The following is a 20,668-nucleotide window of genomic DNA, read 5'->3' as shown; positions in this document are numbered from 1 at the left end:
ATCGTCGTCTTTGGGCGCCCCCTGCGCGCCCTGTTCAGCCGAGGGCGCACCGAAACCGTGACGGCTATTGCACCCTGCGCCGCAGATAGTTCAGCAGGTCGATCCGGGTGATCAGCCCCAAGAATTTTTCGCCCTCGGTGACGATGGCCACGTGTCCCCGGTCGAACACCGGCAGCAACGCCTCGATCGGGGCCCGCACGTCGACCTTGTCCAGCTTGCTGACCATGGCGGTGGACACCGGATCGCGGAACCGCGACTCATCGCCGTACACGTGCAGCAACACGTCGCTCTCGTCGACGATGCCGATCAGCCGGTCGCCCTCCATCACGGGAAGCTGGCTCACGTCGTACAGCTTCATCCGCTGGTATGCGGTGACCAGCAGGTCGTTGGGCCCGACCACCACCGTGTCGCGCTGCGAGAACGGGCGCAGGATCAGGTCGCGCAGGTCGTTGTACGGCTCGCGGGCCAGGAAGCCGTTGTCGAGCATCCAGTAGTCGTTGTACATCTTCGACAGGTACTTGTTGCCCGTGTCGCAGACGAACACCAGCACCTTCTTCGGCGTGGTCTGCTCGTGGCAGTACTTCAGCGCCGCGGCCAGCAGGGTGCCGGTGGACGAACCACCCAGGATGCCCTCCCTTTCCAGCAACATGCGCGCGGTCAGGAAGCTTTCCTTGTCGCTGATGGCATAGGCCTTCTTGACCCGGGTGAAGTCCGAGATCGGCGGCAGGAAGTCCTCGCCGATGCCCTCCACCATCCAGCTGGCGGACTTGTCGCTCAGGGTGCCGCGGTTGATGTACTCCTCCAGGATCGAACCCACCGGGTCGGCCAGGATCAGTTCGGTCTGCGGCGACTGGGTGGCGAAGCAGCGCGACAGGCCGGTCATGGTGCCCGAGCTGCCGCAGCCGAACACGATGGCGTCCAGCCCCCCGACCTCGGCCATCTGCGCGAGGATCTCCGGCCCGGTGCCGAACTCGTGCGCCGCGGGGTTGTCCGGGTTGCCGAACTGGTTGATGAAGTAGGCGCCCGGGGTCTCGCGGGCGATCCGCTCGGCCATGTCCTGGTAGTAGTCCGGGTGGCCCTTGGCCACGTCCGACCGGGTGAGCACTACCTGCGCGCCCATGGCCTTGAGGTTGAAGATCTTCTCCCGGCTCATCTTGTCGGGCACCACGAGAATCAGCTTGTAGCCCTTCTGCTGGGCCACCAGGGCAAGGCCGATGCCGGTGTTGCCGGCGGTGCCCTCGACCAGCGTGTCGCCGGACTTGATGTCGCCGCGCGCCTCCGCCGCCTCGATCATCTTCAGGCCGATGCGGTCCTTGATCGAACCGCCTGGGTTCTGCGATTCCAGCTTGAAGTAGAGCTCGCATACCCCGGTGTCGAGGTTGCGCGCCTTGACGATCGGCGTCTGGCCGATGAGTTCCAGTACGGAGGCGTGGATGGACATGCGGATCCTGCGGCCGCAACCGTGCGGCTGACCCGCGAAGTGTAACCGGCCGCGGGCGCCGCAGGCCGACGAGGATGGCCCACGGCGCCCGTCGGCGGGTGTCAGTGGGGCCTGGCGTCGTACATCCTGACGAGGCGGTCCTTCGCAGCCAGCTTTTCGCGCTTCATCTGGTGGAGGGTGTTGTCATCGATGGGGAGCACGCCCAGCTCGGCGTCCATTACCTTCTTGTCGAGGAGCTGGTGGCGCTGATAAAGCTGTTTGAACTCCGGGTCGCTCTTGATAAGCGCGTCGATTTCCAGCTGCGGTTGACCTTCGAACATGAGTGCCTCCTTCAGCACAAATGCAAACGCCCCGACCGGGCGGTCGAGGCGTCGCGGGGAGTCGTCATGGTGGCCAGATCCATCCGGGGGCCGGGATCACACGGCCCCGGCACCGGCTTTCCGGCGGCGGGATCCTGTGAGATCGAAACCTGCTGCATGGGTCTGGCTCATCGCCAAGCGGAAACGGGACCGCTTGGATAATCGACCCTACTCCTGCCATCCGGGGCCGGCAATAGGCGATGGTCGAATGCCGACGGATGGCTGGGGGGCGGTTGGACGGAACCGCCGCCCCGCGGGCCCCGCCCCGCAGTCAGGCACATAACCGACTGATGAATAACGCTATTTTGACAGGACGATGACTTCCACCCGGCGGTTGGCGGCACGGCCGGCCTCGGTGCGGTTGTCCCCGACCGGCTGCTCGGCGCCGCGGCCCAGGGCCTGCACCCGCACCGCCGGAAGTCCAGCCGCCACCAGGGCATCGCGGACCGCGTTGGCGCGTTGCTGGGACAGCGTGCGGTTGGCGCTGGCGCTGCCTTGGCTGTCGGTATGGCCTTCCACCCGTGCCCGGCCGCCTTCGATCGCCTGCAGGTACACCGACAACGTCCGGACCGCATTGGCGGCCGCGGGGGTCAGCGTGGCCTTCCCGGAGGTGAAGGCATCGCCGGCCAGGGTGAACACCTCTCCCCGGGCATCGACCTTGGACGGCGGCAGCTTGCCGCGCGCCATGAGCTCGGCTTCCTGCCGGGCCAGCTGGAGTTCCCGGGCACGCGCCGCGTTCAGCTTGGCCTCCTGGGCACCGCTCACGCCTTCGAGGGCGGTTTCAACATCCTGCCGGGCCAGGGCGTCGGCCTCGGCCTGGGCGCGCAGTCGAGCCGTCTCCTCCGCCTGCAATTGGGCTTCCATGCGCAGGCGCTCGGCCTCGGCGCGGGCGCGGGCCGCTTCCTGGCGCGAGGCCTCCAGCATCAGCTCGCTGCGCTCGCGGTCCAGCCGGTCGACATCTCGCTGCAGGGCCTGGGTGCGGGCCACGATCTCGGCCGCTTCCACCCGGCGTTCGGCCACATAGCGGGCGGCCTCCCGCTCGCGGCCAGGCGCCCTCGCCAGCGCATCGAGGGCCTGGCGGGCCTGGAGGCGCTCGTAGGCGGCCAGGCCGCTGTACTGGGCGTTGGCTTCCACCGCAACCAGACGTTCATTGAGCCGGGCGAGTGCGTTGGCAGGGTCCTGGGCCAGAACCGGGCCGGCGGCCACCAACGTGGCAAGGGCAGCGGCCAGCATGATCGGACGCGGCGTCATGGTCCCTCCTCCAGTTGCAGGCGGCGGCGCAGTTCGGCGACTTCGGACTCGCGCTGGGCCAGTTCGGCGCGGGTCACCGCTTCGCGGCTCTTGGCGTAGGCCAGGTCGGCCTCGGCCGCCGCCGCCAGGGCCATGCGCCGGGCGTCGTCCTCCTTGCCTGCGGCCAGGGCGGCCTGGGCGCGGCTGAGGGCGTCGCGGGCCGTGGCCAGCTGGTCAGGTGCGTGCTGCGCGGCATCCGCCCCATCGGCCCGGGTGACCGCCTGCTGGGCGCTGGAGAGTTCCTGGGTTGGCGGTGGCAACGACGCGCACGCACCAAGCGCACAGATCAGAAAAACGACCAGCAGCGGAAATCGAAAGTGTGCGAAGCTAGGATTCATCAAGGGGTGCCGTGATTGAGTGGGCTCGCGCGGCCATTGTCTGAAGCTGGTGGCCACCTTGCAACGGTACGCCATCGCCACCGAGGGAGTTGTACATGGACATCGGCTATTTCCTGAAGCTGATGACGGACAAGAACGCGTCCGACATGTTCCTGACCACCGGCGCACCGGTGTATATCAAGATCGAGGGCAAGCTGCACCCGCTGGGCAGCACCGGCCTGCCGTCGGGCATGGTCAAGAAGATCGCGTACTCGTTGATGGGCGAAGGCCAGGTCCCGCAGTTCGAGCGTGACCTCGAACTGAACATGGCCTACGCCCTGCCCGACTCGGGGCGTTTCCGCATCAACGTGTTCAAGCAGCGCGGCGAAGTGGGCATGGTGATCCGCGCCATCCGCAGCACCATCCCCTCGATTGAGGAGCTGCAGCTGCCGCAGGTGCTGAAGAACATCATCATGGAACCGCGCGGCCTGGTGCTGATCGTCGGCTCCACCGGTTCGGGCAAGTCGACCACGCTGGCATCGATGATCGACCACCGCAACAGCAACACCAGCGGCCACATCCTCACCATCGAGGATCCGATCGAATACCTGCACCGGCACAAGAAGTCGATCGTCAACCAGCGCGAGGTCGGCCTCGACACCCACGCCTTCCACAACGCGCTGAAGAACGCGATGCGCGAGGCGCCGGACGTCATCCTGATCGGCGAAATCCTTGACGCCACCACGATGGAGGCGGCGATTGCCTTCGCCGAAACCGGCCATCTGTGCCTGGCGACGCTGCACTCCAATAACGCGGACCAGACGCTGGAACGCATCCTCAACTTCTTCCACGAGTCGGCGCACAAGAACGTGCTGATGAACCTCGCCCTGAATCTGAAGGCGGTGATCTCGCAGCGCCTGGTGGTGGGCACCGACGGCCGTCGCCTGCCGGCGGCGGAGGTGCTGATCAACACCCCGCATGTGCGCGACCTGATGCGCCGAGGCCAGGTGCACGAGATCAAACAGGCGATGGAGGAGTCGCTGGAGGACGGCATGGAGACCTTCGACCAGTGCCTGTTCCGCCTGCACAAGGAAGGCAAGATCGAGATGGAAGAGGCGCTGCGCGCGGCCGACTCTCGCGACGGCCTCGCGCTGAAGTTCCGCCTGTCCGAAGGCGGCTCGGGCGAGCACGACCCGTACGCGGACGTGTTCGACGCCGCATCCTCGCACTGAGGATCAGCTGGGCGGGCAATCCGGCTGGCGTTCCGGGCGGGCCGCGTCGAACGCCGGCAGCTTGAGGCACGCCTCCTCGATCCGCGCGATGGTCGGAAACGGGTTGAGATCCACTCCGAAGCGGCGCGCGTTGTAGACCTGCGGCACCAGGCAGCAGTCGGCCAACGTGGGTCGGTCGCCTTCGCAGAAACGGCCGGTCGCAGGGTGGTCGGTGAGCATCGCCTCCACCGCGAGGAAGCCCTCGACGATCCAGTGCCGCACCCATTCGTCCCGCTCGGGCTGGGGGACATGCCACTCGCGGTCGAAGTACTGCAGTACCCGCAGGTTGTTCAGGGGGTGGATGTCGCACGCCACGACCTGGGCGATGGCGCGCACGCGCTGGCGGTCGCGCGCAACGGCCGGCAGCAGCGGGTGATCCGGCCAGGTCTCGTCGAGGTACTCCAGGATCGCCACCGACTGGCGCAGCATGCGCTGCCCGTGTTGCAGCACCGGCACCAGCCCTTGGGGATTGGCTTCGCGAAAGGCGGCACCATGCTGTTCCCCGCCATCGCGCAGCAGGTGCACGGGTTCGGTCTCGTACGCCAACCCCTTGAGGTTGAGGCCGATCCGCACGCGGTAGGCGGCGCTGGAGCGCCAGTAGCTGAAGAGCTTGAGAGTGTCGGTCACGCTGGAATTCCTGGTGCCCCGTTACCAAGTTCCGCGAACGTTACGCTCGCAGAGAGGGACCGACCGACCTTCGGTCGGCCCCCGGGGCCACTGGTCAGGCGGAGGGGCCTTCGATGCGCTGTTCGATCGCGCCAAACACGCTGCGGCCCTCGCCATCCAGCATCTCGATGCGCACGCGGTCGCCGAACTTCATGAACGGTGTCACCGGCTTCCCCAGCTCCAAGGTCTCCACCGTGCGTCGTTCGGCGAAGCACGAGGCACCCAGCGACGTGTCCTCGTTGGCCACCGTACCTGAGCCGACGATGGTGCCCGCGGACAGCGGACGGGTCTTGGCTGCGTGGGCAATGAGCTGGGCGAAGTTGAACTGCATGTCCACCCCGGCTTCCGGTGCGCCGAACCACTCGCCGTTGATGTGGGTCAGCAACGGCAGGTGCACCTTGCTGTCCCGCCAGGCGTCACCCAACTCGTCCGGCGTGACGAACACCGGGCTCAGGGCCGATCGCGGCTTGGACTGCAGGAAACCGAAGCCCTTGCCCAGTTCCGCCGGGATCAGGTTGCGCAGGCTGACGTCGTTGACCAGGCCCACGAGCTGGATGTGGCCCGCGGCCTGCTCCGGCGTGACCGCCATCGGCACGTCGTCGGTGACGATCACCACCTCGGCCTCCAGGTCGATGCCGTAGTCCTCGCTTACCACCTTGACCGGATCGCGCGGGCCATAAAAGCCGGCGCTCACCGCTTGGTACATCAGCGGATCGACGTAGAAGCTTTCCGGCACCTCGGCGCCCCGCGCCCGGCGCACGCGCTCGACGTGCGGCAGATACGCGCTGCCATCAACGAACTCGTAGGCACGCGGAAGCGGCGAGGCCAGTGCGGCCATGTCCACGTCGAAGGCGTCATGCGCGTTGCCGGCGTTGAGCGCGTCGTACAGCGCATTGAGCCGCGGGGCGGTGTTCGACCAGTCTTCCAGCGCGCGCTGCAGCGTGTCGGCGATGCCGGTGGCGCGAACGGCGCGGGTCAGGTCGCGGGACACCACGATGAGCGTGCCATCACGGCCGCCTTCCTTCAGCGATCCAAGTTTCATTGCGTAATCCGGTTGTGCGCGCCTGTGCGCGATCGTTTCAATTGTAACTTTGACGATGCCGACGCGGCAGTGGGTCACGACCTTACAGGCCCCTGCCCTGTTAATGTTAGCGGCCAGTTTCAGCGGAAAGCAGGATGCTGACCGAATTGCGTGCGCTGCAGTGCCTGGCCGAATGCGATAGCCCGGACGCGCTGACCACCGCCGTGGACGCCGTGGTCCGCCCTTTGGGAGTGGGCCACTGGCTGTACGCCACCGACCTGCCCCTGGCCAACGCCGCCCGCGGCCAGTTCACCCTGGGCGGATACCCGCAGGCGTGGGTGGCGCGCTACCTGGAGCGCGACTATCTGCAGCTGGACCCCATCGTGGCCCACTGCCACGACCGCGCCACTCCCCTGCTCTGGCAGGACGTGCAACCGGTCGGCCGGCTTGCCGGAAACCCCCACCAGCGCAAGATCCGCGTGATGTTTGGCGAGGCAAACGAATTTGGCCTGGGCGCGGGAATCAGTGTGCCGCTGCACGGACCGGGGCTCGCGTGGGGGCTGATGTCGTTCGCGACCGAAACCCAGGACGGGGCGCTCCTCGCCGACCGGCTGCCGCAATTGCACCTCGTCGCCCACTTCACCCATGAAGCTGCCCGGCGATTCGCCCGGCCAAGCCTGCCGCTGCGGCTACCGCCCCTGACCCGGCGCGAGCGCGAATGCCTGTTCTGGGCCAGCCAGGGCAAGACCAGCTGGGAAATCGGGCAGTTGCTGCTGATCGCCGAGCGCACCGTGATCTTCCACCTGCAGAACGCCGCGCAGAAGCTCGGGGTGTGCGGCCGCCAAGCGGCAGTGGCGCGGGCCATTTCACTGGGAATGATCTCGGCTACCCCACCCCAGGAGCGGGCCGCAACGTCAAAACCGTGACGGCGACGAACCTGTCAGTTCCGGCAGCTGCCGTAAGCGACAGGTCACGCGCTCACTTGTCTCTCCTTCATCGCATCAAGGAGAGACGCATGACCCGCATCACCGTAGCCCGCGCCGGCGAAGCCGGCCTCCACGCCCCGTTGCTGGACAGCATGTTCCGGCTGCGCGCCGACGTCTTCCATGGCCGCCTTGGCTGGGATGTGCGCGTGGAGGGCGGCCGTGAGCACGACTGGTTCGACCTCATCGGCCCGCACTACCTGGTCGCGCGCGCCGCCGGCGACACCACTACCGCGCTCGGTTGCTGCCGGCTGCTGCCAACCCTCGGCCCCAACATGCTGCGCGATGTGTTCCCGGAGCTGCTGGACGGAACGCCCGTCCCCGCAAGCCCACACGAGTGGGAGGTCAGCCGCTTCGCGGTGGCCGAAGCCCACACGCAGGGAGGCGCGAGTTTCAGTGCGTTGCCCGCGGCCATGGTGGCGCAGGCCCTACGGTTTGGCGCCGAGCGCGACCTGAGTGCGCTGGTGGGCGTTACCAGCGCTGCCTTCGCGCGAATGCTGATGCAGCTGGGCTTGCAGGTCGACGTTCTGGGCCGGCCACGACGCATCGGCCGGGTCCTGAGCTTGGCCTTCCGCCTGCCGCTGCACGCGCACAACCTTGACGCAGTGGGGGGAAATCCGGCCCCCCGCCACGCTCACGCCGCGTGACCCCAATCCATGGGGCGGTGGCAGCCAGGGGGGCTGCCACCGCCGCGCAATCAGGCCAAGGCCGTTGCGTTCTCTTCCATGAAAGGGGTGCTGTGGTGGGCACGAAGCAGTTCGGCCGTGCCATCCCACAGGTCGTGGCGGGCGACCAGGGCGTCGCGCGCCGCATGACGCGCCTCCTCGAGGGCGTCGGGGGATCGCCCGAGGGCGGCGCTGATCATGCGGCTGGCGGCGGGGCCATGGCTGTCGCCATCAAGCTCGATGTGGCGCTGCAGGTAATAGACAAATCCCGGAGCCTCGGCGGTGGAGAGACCCCAACGGTCCAGCAGCCCTTGGAACATGCCCGGAATCACGTTCTCGCGGCCATAGAAGAAGCTCGCCATGGCCTGCACGGTGGTGCCGTGCTGACAGGTATCCAGGGTATGTGACACGAAGCGGCGCACGAACCTGGGCACGCCCGCGGCTTCGAACGCGTCCGCCAGCGCCATGCCCGCGCGCAGGCTGGCCAGGAACACTTCGAACTGCGCAGTCGACGCGCCGACGTCGTGCATGGCGACCAGGTACAGGTCCATGTGGCTCGCGGGCTGGCCCTTGGCGTCGATGTCGCTTTCCTCGGCCAGCACGATGTCGTTGATCAGGCGCGCAGCCGCGGGATCCGCGGGCGGCATCCACGGCAGGGTCACGCAGGTCAGGTCACGTTGCAGGCGCTTGGCCAGCGACATGAAATCCCAGACGGCAAAGACATGCACCTGCATGAAGGCGCGCAGCGACTCCATGTCGGTGATGCCATCGAAGACCCGGTGACGCTCCAGCCGGGAGCGCAGGTCCTGCATCTGGGGGGTGAGCACAATATCGACGTCCATGTCAGTGAAGCTCCTGTTGCGTGCGTGGGAGGGAGGCCGGCTCAGGCCGACTGGTACAGCGGGTAAAGACTGGCTTCTTCGCGTTCGATCCGTTGCGCCAGGAGGGCGCCCACGGCGCGGTAGTCCTCGAGAAAGGCCTCGTGCGTGCGCTGGTCGAAATGGTTGATCTGGTACTTCTTGACGAAGTCGACCACGCCGCGCGCGATGGTGTTCATTTCCCGCCGGAAGCTGCGGATCAGCATCAGGTTCTCCGGATCGTCCTGCATCGCGTTTTCCACATAGTTGTAGAAGCGCACGTTCTCGGCGATGAGGTGACCTTCGAAGTGCGTCTTGAACGTGGTGAGCATGGCCGGCACGCTGCCATACCGGCGGTCCGCCGCCTGGTTGCCGATCTCGGTGAACAGGCGCACCAGGTCTCCGTGGTCGCGCTTGAGTGACGGCACCAGCGCGGCATCGTAGGAGATGGCCCGAGGGCTGCGTACCCCGACACCCGTTTCATGCACCAATGTCCGCTGGGATTGCTCGGATTCCGAGCCCAGCACTTTCTTGATCAGACCGAACACAAAGCCCCCGAATTCCTCTTCCAACCAGTCCCGGCTGGAGCATGGAGCCAAGGTAGCGGTACGCCGCCATCCTGGGCACCTGCAAGATCCGGCAGGTCATGCGAAGGACCCAAGCGCCGAAACGCACGCAACAAAAAACCCGCCTTGCGGCGGGTTTCTCGTTTTGTACTGGCAGCCCCGGAAGGATTCGAACCTCCGAATGTCTGAGTCAGAGTCAGATGCCTTACCGCTTGGCGACGGGGCTATGGAGCAAATTGTAACCCAAGGATTAGCGCTTGGAGAACTGCGTAGCGCGACGTGCCTTGTGCAGACCGACCTTCTTACGCTCGACTTCACGAGCGTCGCGGGTCATGAAGCCAGCCTTGCGCAGCTCGGACTTCAGCGACTCGTCGTACTCGACCAGCGCACGGGCGATGCCCAGGCGGATGGCACCGGCCTGGCCGGTGATGCCGCCGCCGGCGACGGTCACGGTCAGGTCGAACGTGTCGGTGTGCTTGGTCAGCTCGAGCGGCTGGCGCACGATCATGCGAGCCGTCTCACGACCGAAGAACTCCTCGATCGAACGCTGGTTGATGGTGATCTTGCCGTCGCCCTTGCGCAGGAAGACGCGGGCGGTGGACGACTTGCGGCGGCCGGTGCCGTAATTCTGCTGGAGTGCCATGTGTCAGTACCTTAGATATCGAGCGGCTGCGGCTGCTGGGCGGCGTGCGGGTGCTCAGCGCCCTTGTAGACCTTGAGCTTGCGATACATGGCGCGACCGAGCGTGTTCTTCGGCAGCATGCCCTTCACGGCGATCTCGATCACGCGCTCCGGGTGGCGCTCAAGCGCCTGGGCCAGGTTCTCGGTCTTCAGGTTGCCGACGTACCCGGTGAAGCGGTGGTACTTCTTGTCGAGCAGCTTGTTGCCGGTAACCGCGATCTTCTCGGCGTTGATCACGACGAGGTAGTCACCGGTATCAACGTGCGGGGTGTAAACCGGCTTGTGCTTGCCACGCAGGCGGCGGGCCAGCTCGGAAGCAAGGCGACCGAGGGTCTTGCCGGAGGCATCGACCAGGTACCAGTCACGCTGGACGGTCTCATTCTTGGCACTGAAAGTCTTCATGACTGCTCTACTATGGGTACATGGTCGGGCTGGTTCCGCGGGCCGGAGGGGCCACCGGAACGTCACCGCGCGATGTAGGGGCGGAACGAAAGAAGCGGGATTGTAGCGGGCCCTCGGCGCCGCCGCAAGTCCGCAGCCGGCAATGATAGCATCATGCGATGTCCGCCGCCCCCCCGCCCTCCACCGACCCGCTGGTGGCCCTGGCCGACCGTTGCGTGCAGTGCGGATTGTGCCTTCCGACGTGCCCCACCTATGCGCGCGACCGCCTGGAAGCCGAATCCCCGCGCGGGCGGATCGCCATCGCGCGTGGGCTGGCGCTCGGGACGATTGCTCCCACTGCAGCCGCTGACGCCCACCTGGACCATTGCCTGGCCTGCCGGAGTTGCGAGGCAGTCTGCCCGGCGGGAGTGGAGTACGGCGCCCTGCTCGGCTTGCAACGCGCTCGACAACGGGTGCGACGCGGCCCCAGCCGCCTGCAGTGGTTGGCCGGGGCACTGGCGGCACGGCCGGGAGTGCTGGCCACCCTGCTTCGCGCATACCGATGGGTATTCCCCCTGCTGCCGGCCTCGTTGCGCCGGCTGCCGAGACCGCCTGCCACTCCGCGCAGCGGCCGTCCCGCCCCATCGCCGAGAGAAGAAGCGCAGGCCACCTCGAGTCAAGACGCAGGACCCGTGCGGGGCACCCCAACTTCCCTTGCCGCACCATTGGCCGACGCCCCGACCGTGGCACTGTTCGCAGGCTGCGTGGGGCGCGGTTTCGAGGGCCCGCTGCGAGCCCGGCTCGCCCGGCTATGTGCTGCGCTGGGCTACCGCGTCGTGGACGCCTCGGGCCAGACCTGTTGCGGGACGCTGCACCACCACGCGGGCGATGGCGACACGGCGAGGCGCCTGGCGGCTGACAACAGCCGCGCGTTGTCCGACGTTGACCACGTGCTGACCCTGGCCTCGGGTTGCCATGAGGCAGTGGCCGCCTGCGTCGATGCGGGCGGACGCACCGAGGACGCCCTGACTTTCATTGTCCGCCACCTGGACCGACTGGAGTGGACACCCTGCCCCGACCGTGTGGCCGTGCACCTGCCCTGCACCCAGCGCAACGTAGTCCGATCGACCCCGGCCTTGCGCCGCTTGCTGGAGGCGGTGCCCGGGCTGCAGGCGGCGGAGCTGACCGCCGGCTCGGGCTGCTGTGGCGCTGCGGGGACGGCAATGCTGGAAGATCCGGCGCGGGCCGCGGGTTACCGGCAGCCACTGCTCGACCAGCTGGCCAGTTCCGGCGCTACCCGCGTGCTCAGCGCCAATCTCGGCTGCCGCCTGCATCTGGCGGGCGGCACCGCCATCCCGGTCGAACACCCGCTGGAATTCCTGCTGCGTTTGGCAAGGATCAAGAACCCGTTACCCAGCCCGCCGTAAACTGCCGTCATGCAGAACCGCGCCCTCACCCCTTTCGACCGCGTGGCCGTTGAAGCCCAGCGCGCCATGGAAACCGTACTGGGCAGCCCACCGGCGCTACGCGCCAACCCGGCGGCCACCGAAGCGGATGTCATCCTGGATGAGCATGAGCGCCGCCACGCCGCGGGGCTGATGCGCATCAACCACGTGGGCGAGGTCTGTGCCCAGGCCCTCTACTGCGGCCAGGCGGCGGTCGCGCGGGATGACGCCACCCGCGCGCACCTGCTGGAGGCCGCGCAGGAGGAAACCGACCACCTGGCGTGGTGCGCCGACCGCCTGCGCGAACTGGACAGCCGCCCCAGCCTGCTCAATCCGCTGTGGTATGCCGGCAGCTTTGCCATTGGCGCGCTGGCGGGGCTGCGCGGCGACGGCTGGAACCTGGGCTTCGTGGTCGAAACCGAGCGCCAGGTGGAAGCGCACATCGACGAGCACCTGGCCTCACTGCCCGCCAGCGACGGCCGGAGTCGGGCGATCCTCGAGGTGATGAAGGCAGACGAGGCGCGCCACGCCGACGAGGCGGAGGCGGCGGGGGCGCGGGTGTTGCCGATGCCGGTGCCCAGCCTGATGGCGGCGGCTTCGAAGTTGATGAAGGCGATTGCCTATCGGGTCTGACTTCAAACGCAGAAGCGCCGGCATGGCCGGCGCTTCTGGTGGGGCTGCGATCGCGGAGAGCGGCCTGGTCAGTCGACCAGGTTGCGGCCGTGGTACAGCTCCTCGATCTCGCGCTTGAGGCGCGCTTCGATCTTCATTCGCTCCTTGAACGACAGGTTCTTGGCCTTTTCCTCGAACAGGTAGTTGTCGAGGTCGAACTCCTTCAGGTGCATCTTCGTGTGGAAGATGTTTTCCTGGTAGACGTTGACGTCGAGCATCTCGTAGCGCGCGCGCACGTTCTTGGCCAGGTAATCCTGGATCGAGTTGATCTTGTGGTCGATGTAGTGCTTGCGGCCCTTGATGTCGCGGGTGAAGCCACGGACGCGGTAGTCCATGATCACGATGTCGGACTCGAGGCTCTCGATCAGGTAGTTCAACGCCTTCAGCGGCGAGATGACGCCGCAGGTGGCCACGTCGATGTCGGCGCGGAAGGTCGCGATGCCGCTGTCCGGATGGGTCTCCGGATAGGTGTGCACGGTGATGTGCGACTTGTCCATGTGCGCGACCACGGCGTCGGAAATCACGTCCTTGCCCGCGGCCTTCTTGTCGATCACCGGCTCCTCGGAGATGAGGATGGTGACCGAGGCACCCTGCGGGTCGTAGTCCTGGCGCGCGATATTGAGGATGTTGGCACCGATGATCTCGGCCACATCCGTCAGGATCTGGGTCAGGCGGTCGGCGTTGTAAGCCTCGTCGATGTACTCGATGTAGCGGCGACGCTCGTCTTCGGAGGCGGCGTAGCACACGTCATAGATATTGAACGACAGGGCCTTGGTGAGGTTGTTGAAACCCTGCAGCCGCAAGCGCGGCAACGGCTTGACCACGGTCTTTGTCCCGGTGAGGCGAGGAAGGGGGGCAATTATGGGGCAATTTGTCCCCCGGGGGGGGAAACGCGCCGGCCTTCACGCGATTCCGGTGCGCTTGCCGCAGCGGGACAGGTTCTGACCATTTGCGACATTGCCCGGTAGGCCCTAAGCTCCGTCATATAGCTGAATCCTGACTCAATGCCCAACAGACCGGTCGACGAATCCGTGACAGTCCTGCGCCGAACCAGCCCCCTCATGCCTGACGGGGCCACCATTGAACGCTTCCTCGCCCACTGCCACCGCCGACGCTACCCGTCGCGCACGGACGTGTTCCGCCCGGGCGATCCGGCGAGCACGCTGTATTACGTGGTCTCCGGCTCGGTCAGCATCATTGCCGAGGAGGAAGATGGCCGCGAACTGGTGCTGGGCTACTTCGGCGCCGGCGAGTTCGTCGGCGAGCTGGGACTGTTCATCGAGAGCACCCAGCGCGAAGTCATCCTGCGCACCCGCAGCGTCTGCGAGCTGGCCGAGATCGGCCATGAGCGCTTCTACGACCTGCTGCTGACGCGCATGGCCGCGGACGCGCCGAAGCTGCTGTACGCGATCGGTGCGCAGATCTCGCGCCGGTTGCTGGACACGAGCCGCAAGGCGGGCCGCCTGGCCTTCCTGGACGTGACCGACCGCATCGTCCGCGCCCTGCACGACCTGGCCAAGGAACCGGAGGCGATGAGCCACCCGGACGGCACCCAGATCCGCGTCTCGCGCCAGGAGCTGTCGCGCCTGGTGGGCTGCTCGCGCGAAATGGCCGGCCGCGTCCTCAAGAAATTGCAGGCCGACGGCAAGCTGCATGCCCGCGGCAAGACCGTGGTCCTGTACGGCACTCGCTGAGGCGTCATGAGCGAAGCCCTGCTGTGCCCCAAGTGCGGCGCGCCGATGGAGCGCGTCGCCCATTTGAGCGGTCATGCCGACCGCTGCACGCGCTGCCGCGGCCTGTGGTTCGAGATGCTGGAGCATGAGCGGCTGAAGGACGCCGCGGAGGCCATCGACACCGGCGACGCCCAGGTGGGCGCCGAGTACAACCACGTCGACCGGATCAAGTGCCCCAGTTGTCCGCAGAGCCCGCTGATCCGCATGGTGGACCCGCAGCAGCCGCACATCTGGTTCGAAAGCTGCAAGCGCTGCTATGGGCGCTTCTACGATGCGGGCGAGTACCGCGACTTCGCCGAGCACACCTTCGCCGAGTTCTTCCGCGACCTCGACGCGCCCCAGCGCGATTGACTCAGGCCACGGGGTCGCCACCGCGACCCGGGCATCCCCAGTTGAGGATCGGCGTGCCGGCCGGAAGCACGCGTCGGAACATCGCCACCCGCGAAGGCTTGGGATTGACCACCACTGGTTGGGCTGCCGCCTGCAGCAGCGGCAAGTCGGCACTGCTGTCGGTGTAGGCGACCGCCACGGGCGCGGTGAAACCGGCCTCGCGCAGCATCACCATCTTCATGGCGTGGTGGCAGTGGCGGCGCGGGCCGACGCCGCCCAGGCGCGGCACGACGTCGGTGCCGACCACCGGCACGTCCTCGTGCGCGACGAAGGCCAGGATGGCGCGGGCCAGCTCGGGCGGTGCGCCGGTGGCGACCACGACCTGGTCCCCGGCTTCGCGGTGGCGGTGCAGCACGTCGAGGGCGATGGGCAGCAGGCGGCCACGGATTTCGTCGGTGTGGAGGGCGACGTAGCGGTCGATGGCCGCGTTGAAATCCGCGACGCCCCGCATGCCCAACGAGCCGGCCCAGACGAACGCCGAGATGCCGTGGCGACGCGTGGGCAGGAACGCGATCAGCGGCGCGAACACCGGCGCCAGCAGCAGCGCCAGCAGGCGGCGCCACCACTGCCGCTTCACCAGCCAGGCGAACAGGTGCGTGCCGGAGTCGCCGTCGTACAGGGTGTGGTCGAAGTCGAACACCACCAGCGGCGCGTCGGCACGCACGCCGGGATAGGCGACGCGAACCGCGGGATCGGGCGTGGGGTCCTGGTCGATCATGCGCTGAACATCGTCTTGAGCGCTGCGCCCGGATCGGGCTGACGCATGAACGATTCGCCGACGAGGAAGGTATGGATGCCGGCACCACGCATGCGCGCGACGTCCTCGCGCGTGGAGATGCCGCTCTCGGTGACCATGATGCGGTCGGCGGGCATCGCCGCCTTCAGTTCCAGCGAGGTATCCAGCGAGACGTCGAAGGTGCGCAGGTTGCGGTTGTTGACACCGATGAGCTGGCAGTCGGTCTGCAGCGCGCGCTCCAACTCGTCGATGTCGTGGACTTCGACCAGCACGTCCATGCCCAGTTCCTGCGCGAGGTTGGCCATGTCGATCATCGGCCCGTCCTCCAGCGCGGCGACGATCAGCAGGATGGCGTCGGCACCGATCATGCGCGCCTCATGGACCTGGTACGGGTCGATGATGAAATCCTTGCGGATCACCGGCAGCGCGGACGCGGCCCGGGCCTCGGTCAGGTAGGCATTGCTGCCCTGGAAGAAATCCACGTCGGTGAGGACCGACAGGCACGCCGCGCCACCGGCCTCGTAGCTGCGGGCGATGGCGGCGGGATCGAAGTCCTTGCGGATCAGGCCCTTCGAGGGGCTGGCCTTCTTGACTTCGGCAATGACCGCCGCGTCGCCGGCGTCGAGCTTGCGTTGGATGGCGCGCACGAAGCCGCGTGCGGCGGGCTGTTGCTTCGCCCGGACGCGCAGCTCCTCCAACGGGCGGACGCGGCTGCGCTGCTCGATCTCCTCGGCCTTGCGGGCGAGGATGCGGTTGAGGATGTCGCTCATGCAGGGATTCCAGGTGCGGCAGCGCGGCCCATCGGGGTCACGCGCGTTGAAGGGGTTCGACGCCCGCGTCCACGGCGAGCTCGCGGGTCACGCGCACGAACGTGTCCAGGCGCGCGCGGGCAGCGCCCGAGGCAATCGCCTCGCGCGCGCGGGCAATGCCGTCGGCGATGGTGTCGGCGACGCCGGCCACGTACAGCGCGGCGCCGGCGTTGAGCGCGACGATCTCGCGCGGCAGCCCGGGCTCGTTGTCCAGCGCCTGTTGGACCATCGCAATGGACTCCTGCGCATTGGCCACGCGCAGGTTGCGGCTGGCGGCCATGGCGATTCCGAAGTCCTCGGGGTGGATCTCGTATTCGCGCACCACGCCGTCGCGCAATTCACCCACCAGCGTGGCGGCGCCGAGCGAGATCTCGTCCATGCCGTCGCGCCCCCAGACCACCAGTGCGCGCTGCGCGCCCAGCTCCTGCAGCACGCGCACCTGGATGCCGACCAGGTCGGGGTGGAACACGCCCATCAGGATGTTGGGCGCGTCGGCGGGATTGGTCAGCGGACCGAGGATGTTGAACAGCGTGCGCACGCCCATCTCGCGGCGCACCGGCGCGACCACCTTCATGGCCGGGTGGTGCAGCGGCGCGTACATGAAGCCGATGCCGCAGGTGTCCAGGCACTGCGCGACCTGCTCGGGCGCAAGCTCGATCGCCGCGCCCAGGGCTTCCAGCGCGTCGGCGCTGCCGGAGCTGGAGGACACGCTGCGCCCGCCGTGCTTGGCCACCTTGCCGCCGGCCGCGGCGATCACGAAAGTGCTGGCGGTGGAGATGTTGAAGGTATTGCCGCCGTCGCCACCGGTGCCAACGATGTCCACCAGGTGGGTGCGATCAGCGATCGCCACCTTGCGCGACAGCTCGCGCATCACCGAGGCCGCGCCGGCGATCTCGCCGATGGTTTCCTTCTTGACCCGCAGCCCGGTGAAGATCGCCGCGGTCATCACCGGCGAAACATCGCCGCGCATGACCATGCGCATCAGGTCCACCATTTCATCGTGGAAGATTTCGCGGTGTTCGATGGTGCGCTGCAGGGCTTCCTGCGGGGTGATCGGCATGGGGGCTCCGTAACGCGGACTCAGGGGCACTCGAGGAAATTGCGCAGCAGCGCGTGACCGTGCTCGGTGAGGATCGACTCGGGGTGGAACTGCACGCCTTCGACCGGGTGCTCGCGGTGGCGCAGGCCCATGATTTCCTCGAAGGTCCCGTCGGGGTTCTCGGTCCACGCGGTGACTTCAAGGCTGTCGGGCAGCGTGTCGCGGTCCACGACCAGCGAGTGGTAGCGCGTGGCTTCATAGGCATCAGGCAGGCCGGCGAACACGCCGCGGCCCTCATGGCGGATGCGCGAGGTCTTGCCGTGCATGATGTTCTTCGCGCGCACCACGTCGCCGCCATAGGCCTGGCCGATCCCCTGGTGACCCAGGCACACGCCCAGCAAGGGCGTGGTCGCCCCCAGTTCGCGGATCACATCCACCGACACGCCGGCTTCGTTGGGCGTGCACGGGCCCGGTGAGATGACGATTCGCTCCGGCGCCAACGCCCGGATCTGCGGCACGCTGAGCTCGTCGTTGCGCACCACCCTCACTTCGGCGCCCAGCGACTGCAGGTACTGGACGAGGTTCCAGGTGAACGAATCGTAGTTGTCGATCATCAACAGCATGCTGCGCCTCTGGCCCGGGTCCCGCGTACTTCGTGGCCGGCCCAGGCGATGCGCTTACCTGTTTCCGTACCCCGCGCGCGACACCGCGCACCTGCCGCGGTGGCAGGCGCCCATTGTGCCGCATCCGCTCGGTTCCATCTGCAACCAGACGGTCTTGCGACGCCCCCTCCGCCGTTGTGCCCTTGAGACGGCAGGCGCCCGAATCCCACCGCGGCCCGATTGGCGCTAGCCGCGCGGCCGCATTTCCACCACGTCGTCGCGGCGCATGGGCACCGGGGCACTGCCAATCCGTGCCTTGATGTCGGCCAGCATGGCCGGCAGCACCACCAGGTAGCTGACCAGACCCTCGGTCAGTTCGATCAGCTGCGCGGCGACCTCCTGGTCGATGGTGGCCTCATCCTCGAAGCGGTGGCCGATGGCGCCATTCGGTGCCAGCAACTGCGCCACGTTCTGCAACGGACGGGCCAGGTCCACGTCCTTCGCCAAGGCGTCCAGCTGGCGGGTGAGCGGCATCTCGCGCTTGTCGGAGGCCAGCAGGCGTTTGCCGAGGCCGTCGAGGAAATGGCGCATGGTGATGGCCGCCGCTGCCCACTCCGCGTGGTTGTACAGCTTGATCGCGGACTCGTAACTGCGGCCGAGGGGGGCGGACAGCGTGCGCAGGTGTTCCACGCCTGCCACCAGTTCGCGGCCACTCGCGGGCGGGTCGATGTACAGGACGGGGGATGCGGCCTCGTCGTGGCGGTCGAACTTGAGCAGGAACATCACGTCACCGGCGCAGCGCGGACACGTCGCTTCGGCCACGGCCAACAGCCGCGCGTGCTGGTGCCAGGCCACGGGAGCGAAGGTCGCCTCGCGCAGGCAGTGCGGGCACACCAGTTCGATCTGTTGCGGATGGCCGTTGGAAAACCGGGCCAGGACCTTCGACTCGTGGACGACTTGCATGGCAGCCCCCCCTTTGGGTCACGTCAGCGATACCGCACGGATTCCCCCGGCCCATTGGAGGGCCGTTCCTGTGAAGATAACGTTGTGACGACCGTCGCAAGGTCACCGGCTGTCCGCTGCCAATGGCCTTCTGCCCGTGGCGTGCCGGTCAGAGCCCGCGCGCGGCTTCCGCCACCGCGTGGAACAGGGCCCGCCCCTTGTTCATCGTCTCCTCCCACTCCTTCTGCGGGTCGGAGTCGTAGACGATGCCCGCGCCAGCCTGCACGTAGAGGCGGCCGTCCTGGATCACCGCGGTGCGGATGGCGATGGCGGTGTCGGCATCGCCATTGCGCCCCGGCTCGCTCCAGCCGAGGTAGCCGATGCTGCCGGCGTAGACGTTGCGACGGGTGGGTTCCAGTTCGCGGATCACTTCCAGCGCGCGGATCTTGGGCGCACCGCTGACCGTGCCCGCCGGGAAGGTGGCGCGCAGCACGTCGGCGTAACTCAGGCCGTCGCGCAACTCGCCGGTGACTTCGCTGACGATGTGCATGACGTGGCTGTAGCGCTCGATCACGAACTGCTCGCCTACCTGCACGGTGCCGGGCTTGCTGACCCGGCCCACGTCGTTGCGGCCGAGGTCGATCAGCATCAGGTGCTCGGCGCGCTCCTTGGGGTCGGCCAGCAGTTCCGCCTCCAGCGCGTCGTCTTCCTCCGGCGTGGCCCCGCGCGGGCGCGTGCCGGCGATGGGACGCACGGTCACCTCGGCGCGGCCCTGTGCGTCGTGCTGCAGGCGCACCAGGATCTCCGGCGAGGAACCCACCACCTGCATGTCGCCGACGTCGAGAAAGTACATGTACGGCGACGGGTTGAGCGCGCGCAGGGCGCGGTACACGTCGACCGGGCGCGCGGTGAACGGCACGCTCAGGCGTTGGCTCAGCACCACCTGGAAGATGTCGCCGGCGCGGATGTATTCCTTGGATTTTTCCACGGCCTCGATGAAGCCCTCGCGGGTGAAGCCGCTGACGAAATCCGCCTCGTCCAGCGCCTGCCCTTCCAGCGATTGCGGGTAGCCCGGGCCGCCTTGGCGCAGCCGGTGCACGAGCTCGTCGAGGCGGCGGTTGGCGCGTGCGATGGCACGCGGATTGCCGGCCTCGGCGTGCACGATCAGGTACAGGCGGCCCTTGAGACTGTCGAACACCGCGACTTCCTCGCTCTGCATCAGCAGGATGTCAGGCGTACCCAGTTCGTCGGGCAATGGATCACGCTCGCTGGCGGCGGCCAGGCGCGGCTCCAGGTAGTGGATGCATTCGAAGCCGAACCAGCCGACCAGGCCGCCGGTGAAACCGGGCAGGCCGGGCACCTTCGGCACCGAATACGCGGCGCGCAGGCGCTCGACCTCGGCCAGCGGGTCCTCGACCGTGCGGCTTTCGACCAGCTCGCCGTCCTCGGACACGAACAGGGTATGGCCAGCGAAGGCGTACACGCGCCTGGCCGGCAGGCCGATGATCGAATAGCGGCCAAAGCGTTCGCCGCCTTCGACCGATTCGAACAGGTAGGTGTGCGGGCCGTCGGCGAGCTTCAGGTACACCGACAACGGCGTGTCGAGGTCGGACAGCACCTCGCGCACGACGGGGACATGGGTGTGGGTGTCAGTGGCCTGTGGCTGCAGCGAAGCGGGGGACATCACGCGGAAATTCCTCATGGGGCGACGGGGCGGTGGCGACGGCGGCGCAGGGCCACCATCGCCAACCCACGTTGGCCAGAAGGGAATGCGGGTCCGCCCGGAATGTCATGCATTCACT

The 20,668-nt window shown here is 67.5% G+C and carries 24 protein-coding genes and 1 tRNA gene; 7 read left to right on the top strand and 18 right to left on the bottom strand.

Going from position 1 to position 20,668, the window contains the following annotated elements:
* Positions 1–64 precede the first annotated feature (64 nt).
* From AC3ARF_RS02030 to AC3ARF_RS02015, 4 genes are all read right to left on the bottom strand, one after another.
* Positions 65–1,441 carry a pyridoxal-phosphate dependent enzyme gene (locus AC3ARF_RS02030; RefSeq protein WP_498929825.1) on the bottom strand — a complete coding sequence of 459 codons (1,377 nt, stop codon included), beginning with the start codon at positions 1,439–1,441 and terminating at the stop codon, positions 65–67.
* Positions 1,442–1,542: 101 nt separating this feature from the next.
* On the bottom strand, positions 1,543–1,761 hold the full coding sequence (locus AC3ARF_RS02025; RefSeq protein WP_036136039.1) for an HP1242/YdcH family protein: 219 nt from the start codon (positions 1,759–1,761) through the stop codon (positions 1,543–1,545).
* Positions 1,762–2,100: 339 nt separating this feature from the next.
* On the bottom strand, positions 2,101–3,051 hold the full coding sequence (locus AC3ARF_RS02020) for an OmpA family protein (RefSeq protein WP_498929822.1): 951 nt from the start codon (positions 3,049–3,051) through the stop codon (positions 2,101–2,103).
* Complete coding sequence (locus AC3ARF_RS02015; protein WP_498929820.1) at positions 3,048–3,428, bottom strand: DUF4398 domain-containing protein; 381 nt, start codon at positions 3,426–3,428, stop codon at positions 3,048–3,050. The genes AC3ARF_RS02020 and AC3ARF_RS02015 overlap by 4 nt, the downstream gene beginning before the upstream one ends.
* A 95-nt stretch (positions 3,429–3,523) precedes the next feature.
* Here AC3ARF_RS02015 and AC3ARF_RS02010 point away from each other — a divergent pair, with 95 nt between their 5' ends.
* Positions 3,524–4,639 (top strand): PilT/PilU family type 4a pilus ATPase, encoded by a 1,116-nt coding sequence (locus AC3ARF_RS02010; protein WP_498929818.1) that lies wholly within the window; start codon positions 3,524–3,526, stop codon positions 4,637–4,639.
* 3 nt (positions 4,640–4,642) lie between these two features.
* On the opposite strand, the gene maiA is transcribed toward AC3ARF_RS02010, so the two are convergent.
* Together maiA and AC3ARF_RS02000 are read right to left on the bottom strand one after the other, a co-directional pair.
* Entirely contained in the window at positions 4,643–5,305 is a 663-nt protein-coding gene (maiA, locus tag AC3ARF_RS02005; RefSeq protein ID WP_498929816.1) for a maleylacetoacetate isomerase, read from the bottom strand.
* Between the two features lie 94 nt (positions 5,306–5,399).
* Positions 5,400–6,386, bottom strand: a complete 987-nt coding sequence (locus AC3ARF_RS02000) for a fumarylacetoacetate hydrolase family protein (protein WP_498929814.1) — start codon at positions 6,384–6,386, stop codon at positions 5,400–5,402.
* Between the two features lie 134 nt (positions 6,387–6,520).
* On the opposite strand from AC3ARF_RS02000, the gene AC3ARF_RS01995 reads away from it, so the two are divergent.
* Positions 6,521–7,291 carry an autoinducer binding domain-containing protein gene (locus AC3ARF_RS01995; RefSeq protein WP_498929812.1) on the top strand — a complete coding sequence of 257 codons (771 nt, stop codon included), beginning with the start codon at positions 6,521–6,523 and terminating at the stop codon, positions 7,289–7,291.
* Between the two features lie 89 nt (positions 7,292–7,380).
* Complete coding sequence (locus AC3ARF_RS01990; protein ID WP_498929810.1) at positions 7,381–7,995, top strand: acyl-homoserine-lactone synthase; 615 nt, start codon at positions 7,381–7,383, stop codon at positions 7,993–7,995.
* Between the two features lie 50 nt (positions 7,996–8,045).
* Here the strand turns inward: AC3ARF_RS01990 and AC3ARF_RS01985 are convergent, their stop codons facing one another.
* From AC3ARF_RS01985 to rplM, 5 genes are all read right to left on the bottom strand, one after another.
* Positions 8,046–8,855 carry a DUF3050 domain-containing protein gene (locus AC3ARF_RS01985; protein ID WP_498929808.1) on the bottom strand — a complete coding sequence of 270 codons (810 nt, stop codon included), beginning with the start codon at positions 8,853–8,855 and terminating at the stop codon, positions 8,046–8,048.
* Between the two features lie 41 nt (positions 8,856–8,896).
* The gene (locus tag AC3ARF_RS01980) at positions 8,897–9,418 is read right to left on the bottom strand and encodes a hemerythrin domain-containing protein (protein ID WP_498929806.1); all 522 of its coding nucleotides are present in this window, start codon (positions 9,416–9,418) and stop codon (positions 8,897–8,899) included.
* 169 nt (positions 9,419–9,587) lie between these two features.
* A tRNA-Gln gene (locus AC3ARF_RS01975) sits at positions 9,588–9,662 on the bottom strand.
* 24 nt (positions 9,663–9,686) lie between these two features.
* Complete coding sequence (gene rpsI, locus AC3ARF_RS01970; RefSeq protein WP_498929804.1) at positions 9,687–10,079, bottom strand: 30S ribosomal protein S9; 393 nt, start codon at positions 10,077–10,079, stop codon at positions 9,687–9,689.
* Between the two features lie 11 nt (positions 10,080–10,090).
* Positions 10,091–10,519, bottom strand: coding sequence for a 50S ribosomal protein L13 (rplM, locus tag AC3ARF_RS01965; protein ID WP_498929802.1), 429 nt, complete (start codon positions 10,517–10,519; stop codon positions 10,091–10,093).
* 158 nt (positions 10,520–10,677) lie between these two features.
* Between rplM and AC3ARF_RS01960 the strand changes: the two genes are divergently transcribed.
* Positions 10,678–11,925 carry a (Fe-S)-binding protein gene (locus tag AC3ARF_RS01960; RefSeq protein ID WP_498929800.1) on the top strand — a complete coding sequence of 416 codons (1,248 nt, stop codon included), beginning with the start codon at positions 10,678–10,680 and terminating at the stop codon, positions 11,923–11,925.
* A gap of 9 nt (positions 11,926–11,934) precedes the next feature.
* A complete protein-coding gene (gene coq7, locus AC3ARF_RS01955; protein WP_498929798.1) occupies positions 11,935–12,576 on the top strand; it encodes a 2-polyprenyl-3-methyl-6-methoxy-1,4-benzoquinone monooxygenase in 642 nt (213 codons plus the stop codon).
* A 68-nt stretch (positions 12,577–12,644) separates the two neighbouring features.
* On the opposite strand, the gene speD is transcribed toward coq7, so the two are convergent.
* Positions 12,645–13,439 (bottom strand): adenosylmethionine decarboxylase, encoded by a 795-nt coding sequence (gene speD, locus AC3ARF_RS01950; RefSeq protein WP_498929796.1) that lies wholly within the window; start codon positions 13,437–13,439, stop codon positions 12,645–12,647.
* A gap of 237 nt (positions 13,440–13,676) precedes the next feature.
* On the opposite strand from speD, the gene crp reads away from it, so the two are divergent.
* Positions 13,677–14,309: a cAMP-activated global transcriptional regulator CRP gene (gene crp / locus AC3ARF_RS01945; RefSeq protein ID WP_052107963.1), complete on the top strand. Its 633-nt coding sequence runs from the start codon at positions 13,677–13,679 to the stop codon at positions 14,307–14,309.
* Positions 14,310–14,315: 6 nt separating this feature from the next.
* Complete coding sequence (locus tag AC3ARF_RS01940; protein ID WP_498929795.1) at positions 14,316–14,699, top strand: TFIIB-type zinc ribbon-containing protein; 384 nt, start codon at positions 14,316–14,318, stop codon at positions 14,697–14,699.
* Position 14,700: 1 nt separating this feature from the next.
* Here AC3ARF_RS01940 and AC3ARF_RS01935 read toward each other — a convergent pair whose 3' ends face one another.
* The 6 genes from AC3ARF_RS01935 to trpE all read right to left on the bottom strand — a co-directional run bounded on the left by AC3ARF_RS01935 (position 14,701) and on the right by trpE (position 20,550).
* Entirely contained in the window at positions 14,701–15,456 is a 756-nt protein-coding gene (locus AC3ARF_RS01935; RefSeq protein WP_498929793.1) for a haloacid dehalogenase-like hydrolase, read from the bottom strand.
* A complete protein-coding gene (gene trpC / locus AC3ARF_RS01930) occupies positions 15,453–16,244 on the bottom strand; it encodes an indole-3-glycerol phosphate synthase TrpC (protein WP_498929792.1) in 792 nt (263 codons plus the stop codon). Before trpC ends, AC3ARF_RS01935 begins: the two co-directional genes overlap by 4 nt.
* 37 nt (positions 16,245–16,281) lie before the next feature.
* On the bottom strand, positions 16,282–17,343 hold the full coding sequence (gene trpD, locus AC3ARF_RS01925) for an anthranilate phosphoribosyltransferase (RefSeq protein WP_498929790.1): 1,062 nt from the start codon (positions 17,341–17,343) through the stop codon (positions 16,282–16,284).
* A gap of 20 nt (positions 17,344–17,363) precedes the next feature.
* Positions 17,364–17,945 carry an anthranilate synthase component II gene (locus AC3ARF_RS01920; protein WP_498929788.1) on the bottom strand — a complete coding sequence of 194 codons (582 nt, stop codon included), beginning with the start codon at positions 17,943–17,945 and terminating at the stop codon, positions 17,364–17,366.
* A 225-nt stretch (positions 17,946–18,170) separates the two neighbouring features.
* On the bottom strand, positions 18,171–18,887 hold the full coding sequence (locus AC3ARF_RS01915) for a DUF4145 domain-containing protein (protein ID WP_498929786.1): 717 nt from the start codon (positions 18,885–18,887) through the stop codon (positions 18,171–18,173).
* 148 nt (positions 18,888–19,035) lie between these two features.
* Positions 19,036–20,550, bottom strand: coding sequence for an anthranilate synthase component I (gene trpE, locus AC3ARF_RS01910; RefSeq protein ID WP_498929784.1), 1,515 nt, complete (start codon positions 20,548–20,550; stop codon positions 19,036–19,038).
* Positions 20,551–20,668: the final 118 nt, after the last annotated feature.

The sequence above is a fragment of the Lysobacter sp. KACC 24251 genome, from assembly GCF_057747755.1.
This window is presented reverse-complemented; position numbering and strand designations above follow the sequence as displayed.

Excerpts from the sequence above, each read along its gene's own strand:
- AC3ARF_RS02030 (WP_498929825.1), bottom strand. The coding sequence starts at position 1,441 with ATGTCCATCCACGCCTCCGTACTGGAACTCATCGGCCAGACGCCGATC.
- AC3ARF_RS02025 (WP_036136039.1), bottom strand. The coding sequence starts at position 1,761 with ATGTTCGAAGGTCAACCGCAGCTGGAAATCGACGCGCTTATCAAGAGC.
- AC3ARF_RS02020 (WP_498929822.1), bottom strand. The coding sequence starts at position 3,051 with ATGACGCCGCGTCCGATCATGCTGGCCGCTGCCCTTGCCACGTTGGTG.
- AC3ARF_RS02015 (WP_498929820.1), bottom strand. The coding sequence starts at position 3,428 with ATGAATCCTAGCTTCGCACACTTTCGATTTCCGCTGCTGGTCGTTTTT.
- AC3ARF_RS02010 (WP_498929818.1), top strand. The coding sequence starts at position 3,524 with ATGGACATCGGCTATTTCCTGAAGCTGATGACGGACAAGAACGCGTCC.
- AC3ARF_RS02000 (WP_498929814.1), bottom strand. The coding sequence starts at position 6,386 with ATGAAACTTGGATCGCTGAAGGAAGGCGGCCGTGATGGCACGCTCATC.
- AC3ARF_RS01995 (WP_498929812.1), top strand. The coding sequence starts at position 6,521 with ATGCTGACCGAATTGCGTGCGCTGCAGTGCCTGGCCGAATGCGATAGC.
- AC3ARF_RS01990 (WP_498929810.1), top strand. The coding sequence starts at position 7,381 with ATGACCCGCATCACCGTAGCCCGCGCCGGCGAAGCCGGCCTCCACGCC.
- AC3ARF_RS01985 (WP_498929808.1), bottom strand. The coding sequence starts at position 8,855 with ATGGACGTCGATATTGTGCTCACCCCCCAGATGCAGGACCTGCGCTCC.
- rpsI (WP_498929804.1), bottom strand. The coding sequence starts at position 10,079 with ATGGCACTCCAGCAGAATTACGGCACCGGCCGCCGCAAGTCGTCCACC.
- rplM (WP_498929802.1), bottom strand. The coding sequence starts at position 10,519 with ATGAAGACTTTCAGTGCCAAGAATGAGACCGTCCAGCGTGACTGGTAC.
- AC3ARF_RS01960 (WP_498929800.1), top strand. The coding sequence starts at position 10,678 with ATGTCCGCCGCCCCCCCGCCCTCCACCGACCCGCTGGTGGCCCTGGCC.
- coq7 (WP_498929798.1), top strand. The coding sequence starts at position 11,935 with ATGCAGAACCGCGCCCTCACCCCTTTCGACCGCGTGGCCGTTGAAGCC.
- crp (WP_052107963.1), top strand. The coding sequence starts at position 13,677 with ATGCCTGACGGGGCCACCATTGAACGCTTCCTCGCCCACTGCCACCGC.
- AC3ARF_RS01940 (WP_498929795.1), top strand. The coding sequence starts at position 14,316 with ATGAGCGAAGCCCTGCTGTGCCCCAAGTGCGGCGCGCCGATGGAGCGC.
- AC3ARF_RS01935 (WP_498929793.1), bottom strand. The coding sequence starts at position 15,456 with ATGATCGACCAGGACCCCACGCCCGATCCCGCGGTTCGCGTCGCCTAT.
- trpC (WP_498929792.1), bottom strand. The coding sequence starts at position 16,244 with ATGAGCGACATCCTCAACCGCATCCTCGCCCGCAAGGCCGAGGAGATC.
- trpD (WP_498929790.1), bottom strand. The coding sequence starts at position 17,343 with ATGCCGATCACCCCGCAGGAAGCCCTGCAGCGCACCATCGAACACCGC.
- AC3ARF_RS01920 (WP_498929788.1), bottom strand. The coding sequence starts at position 17,945 with ATGCTGTTGATGATCGACAACTACGATTCGTTCACCTGGAACCTCGTC.
- AC3ARF_RS01915 (WP_498929786.1), bottom strand. The coding sequence starts at position 18,887 with ATGCAAGTCGTCCACGAGTCGAAGGTCCTGGCCCGGTTTTCCAACGGC.
- trpE (WP_498929784.1), bottom strand. The coding sequence starts at position 20,550 with ATGTCCCCCGCTTCGCTGCAGCCACAGGCCACTGACACCCACACCCAT.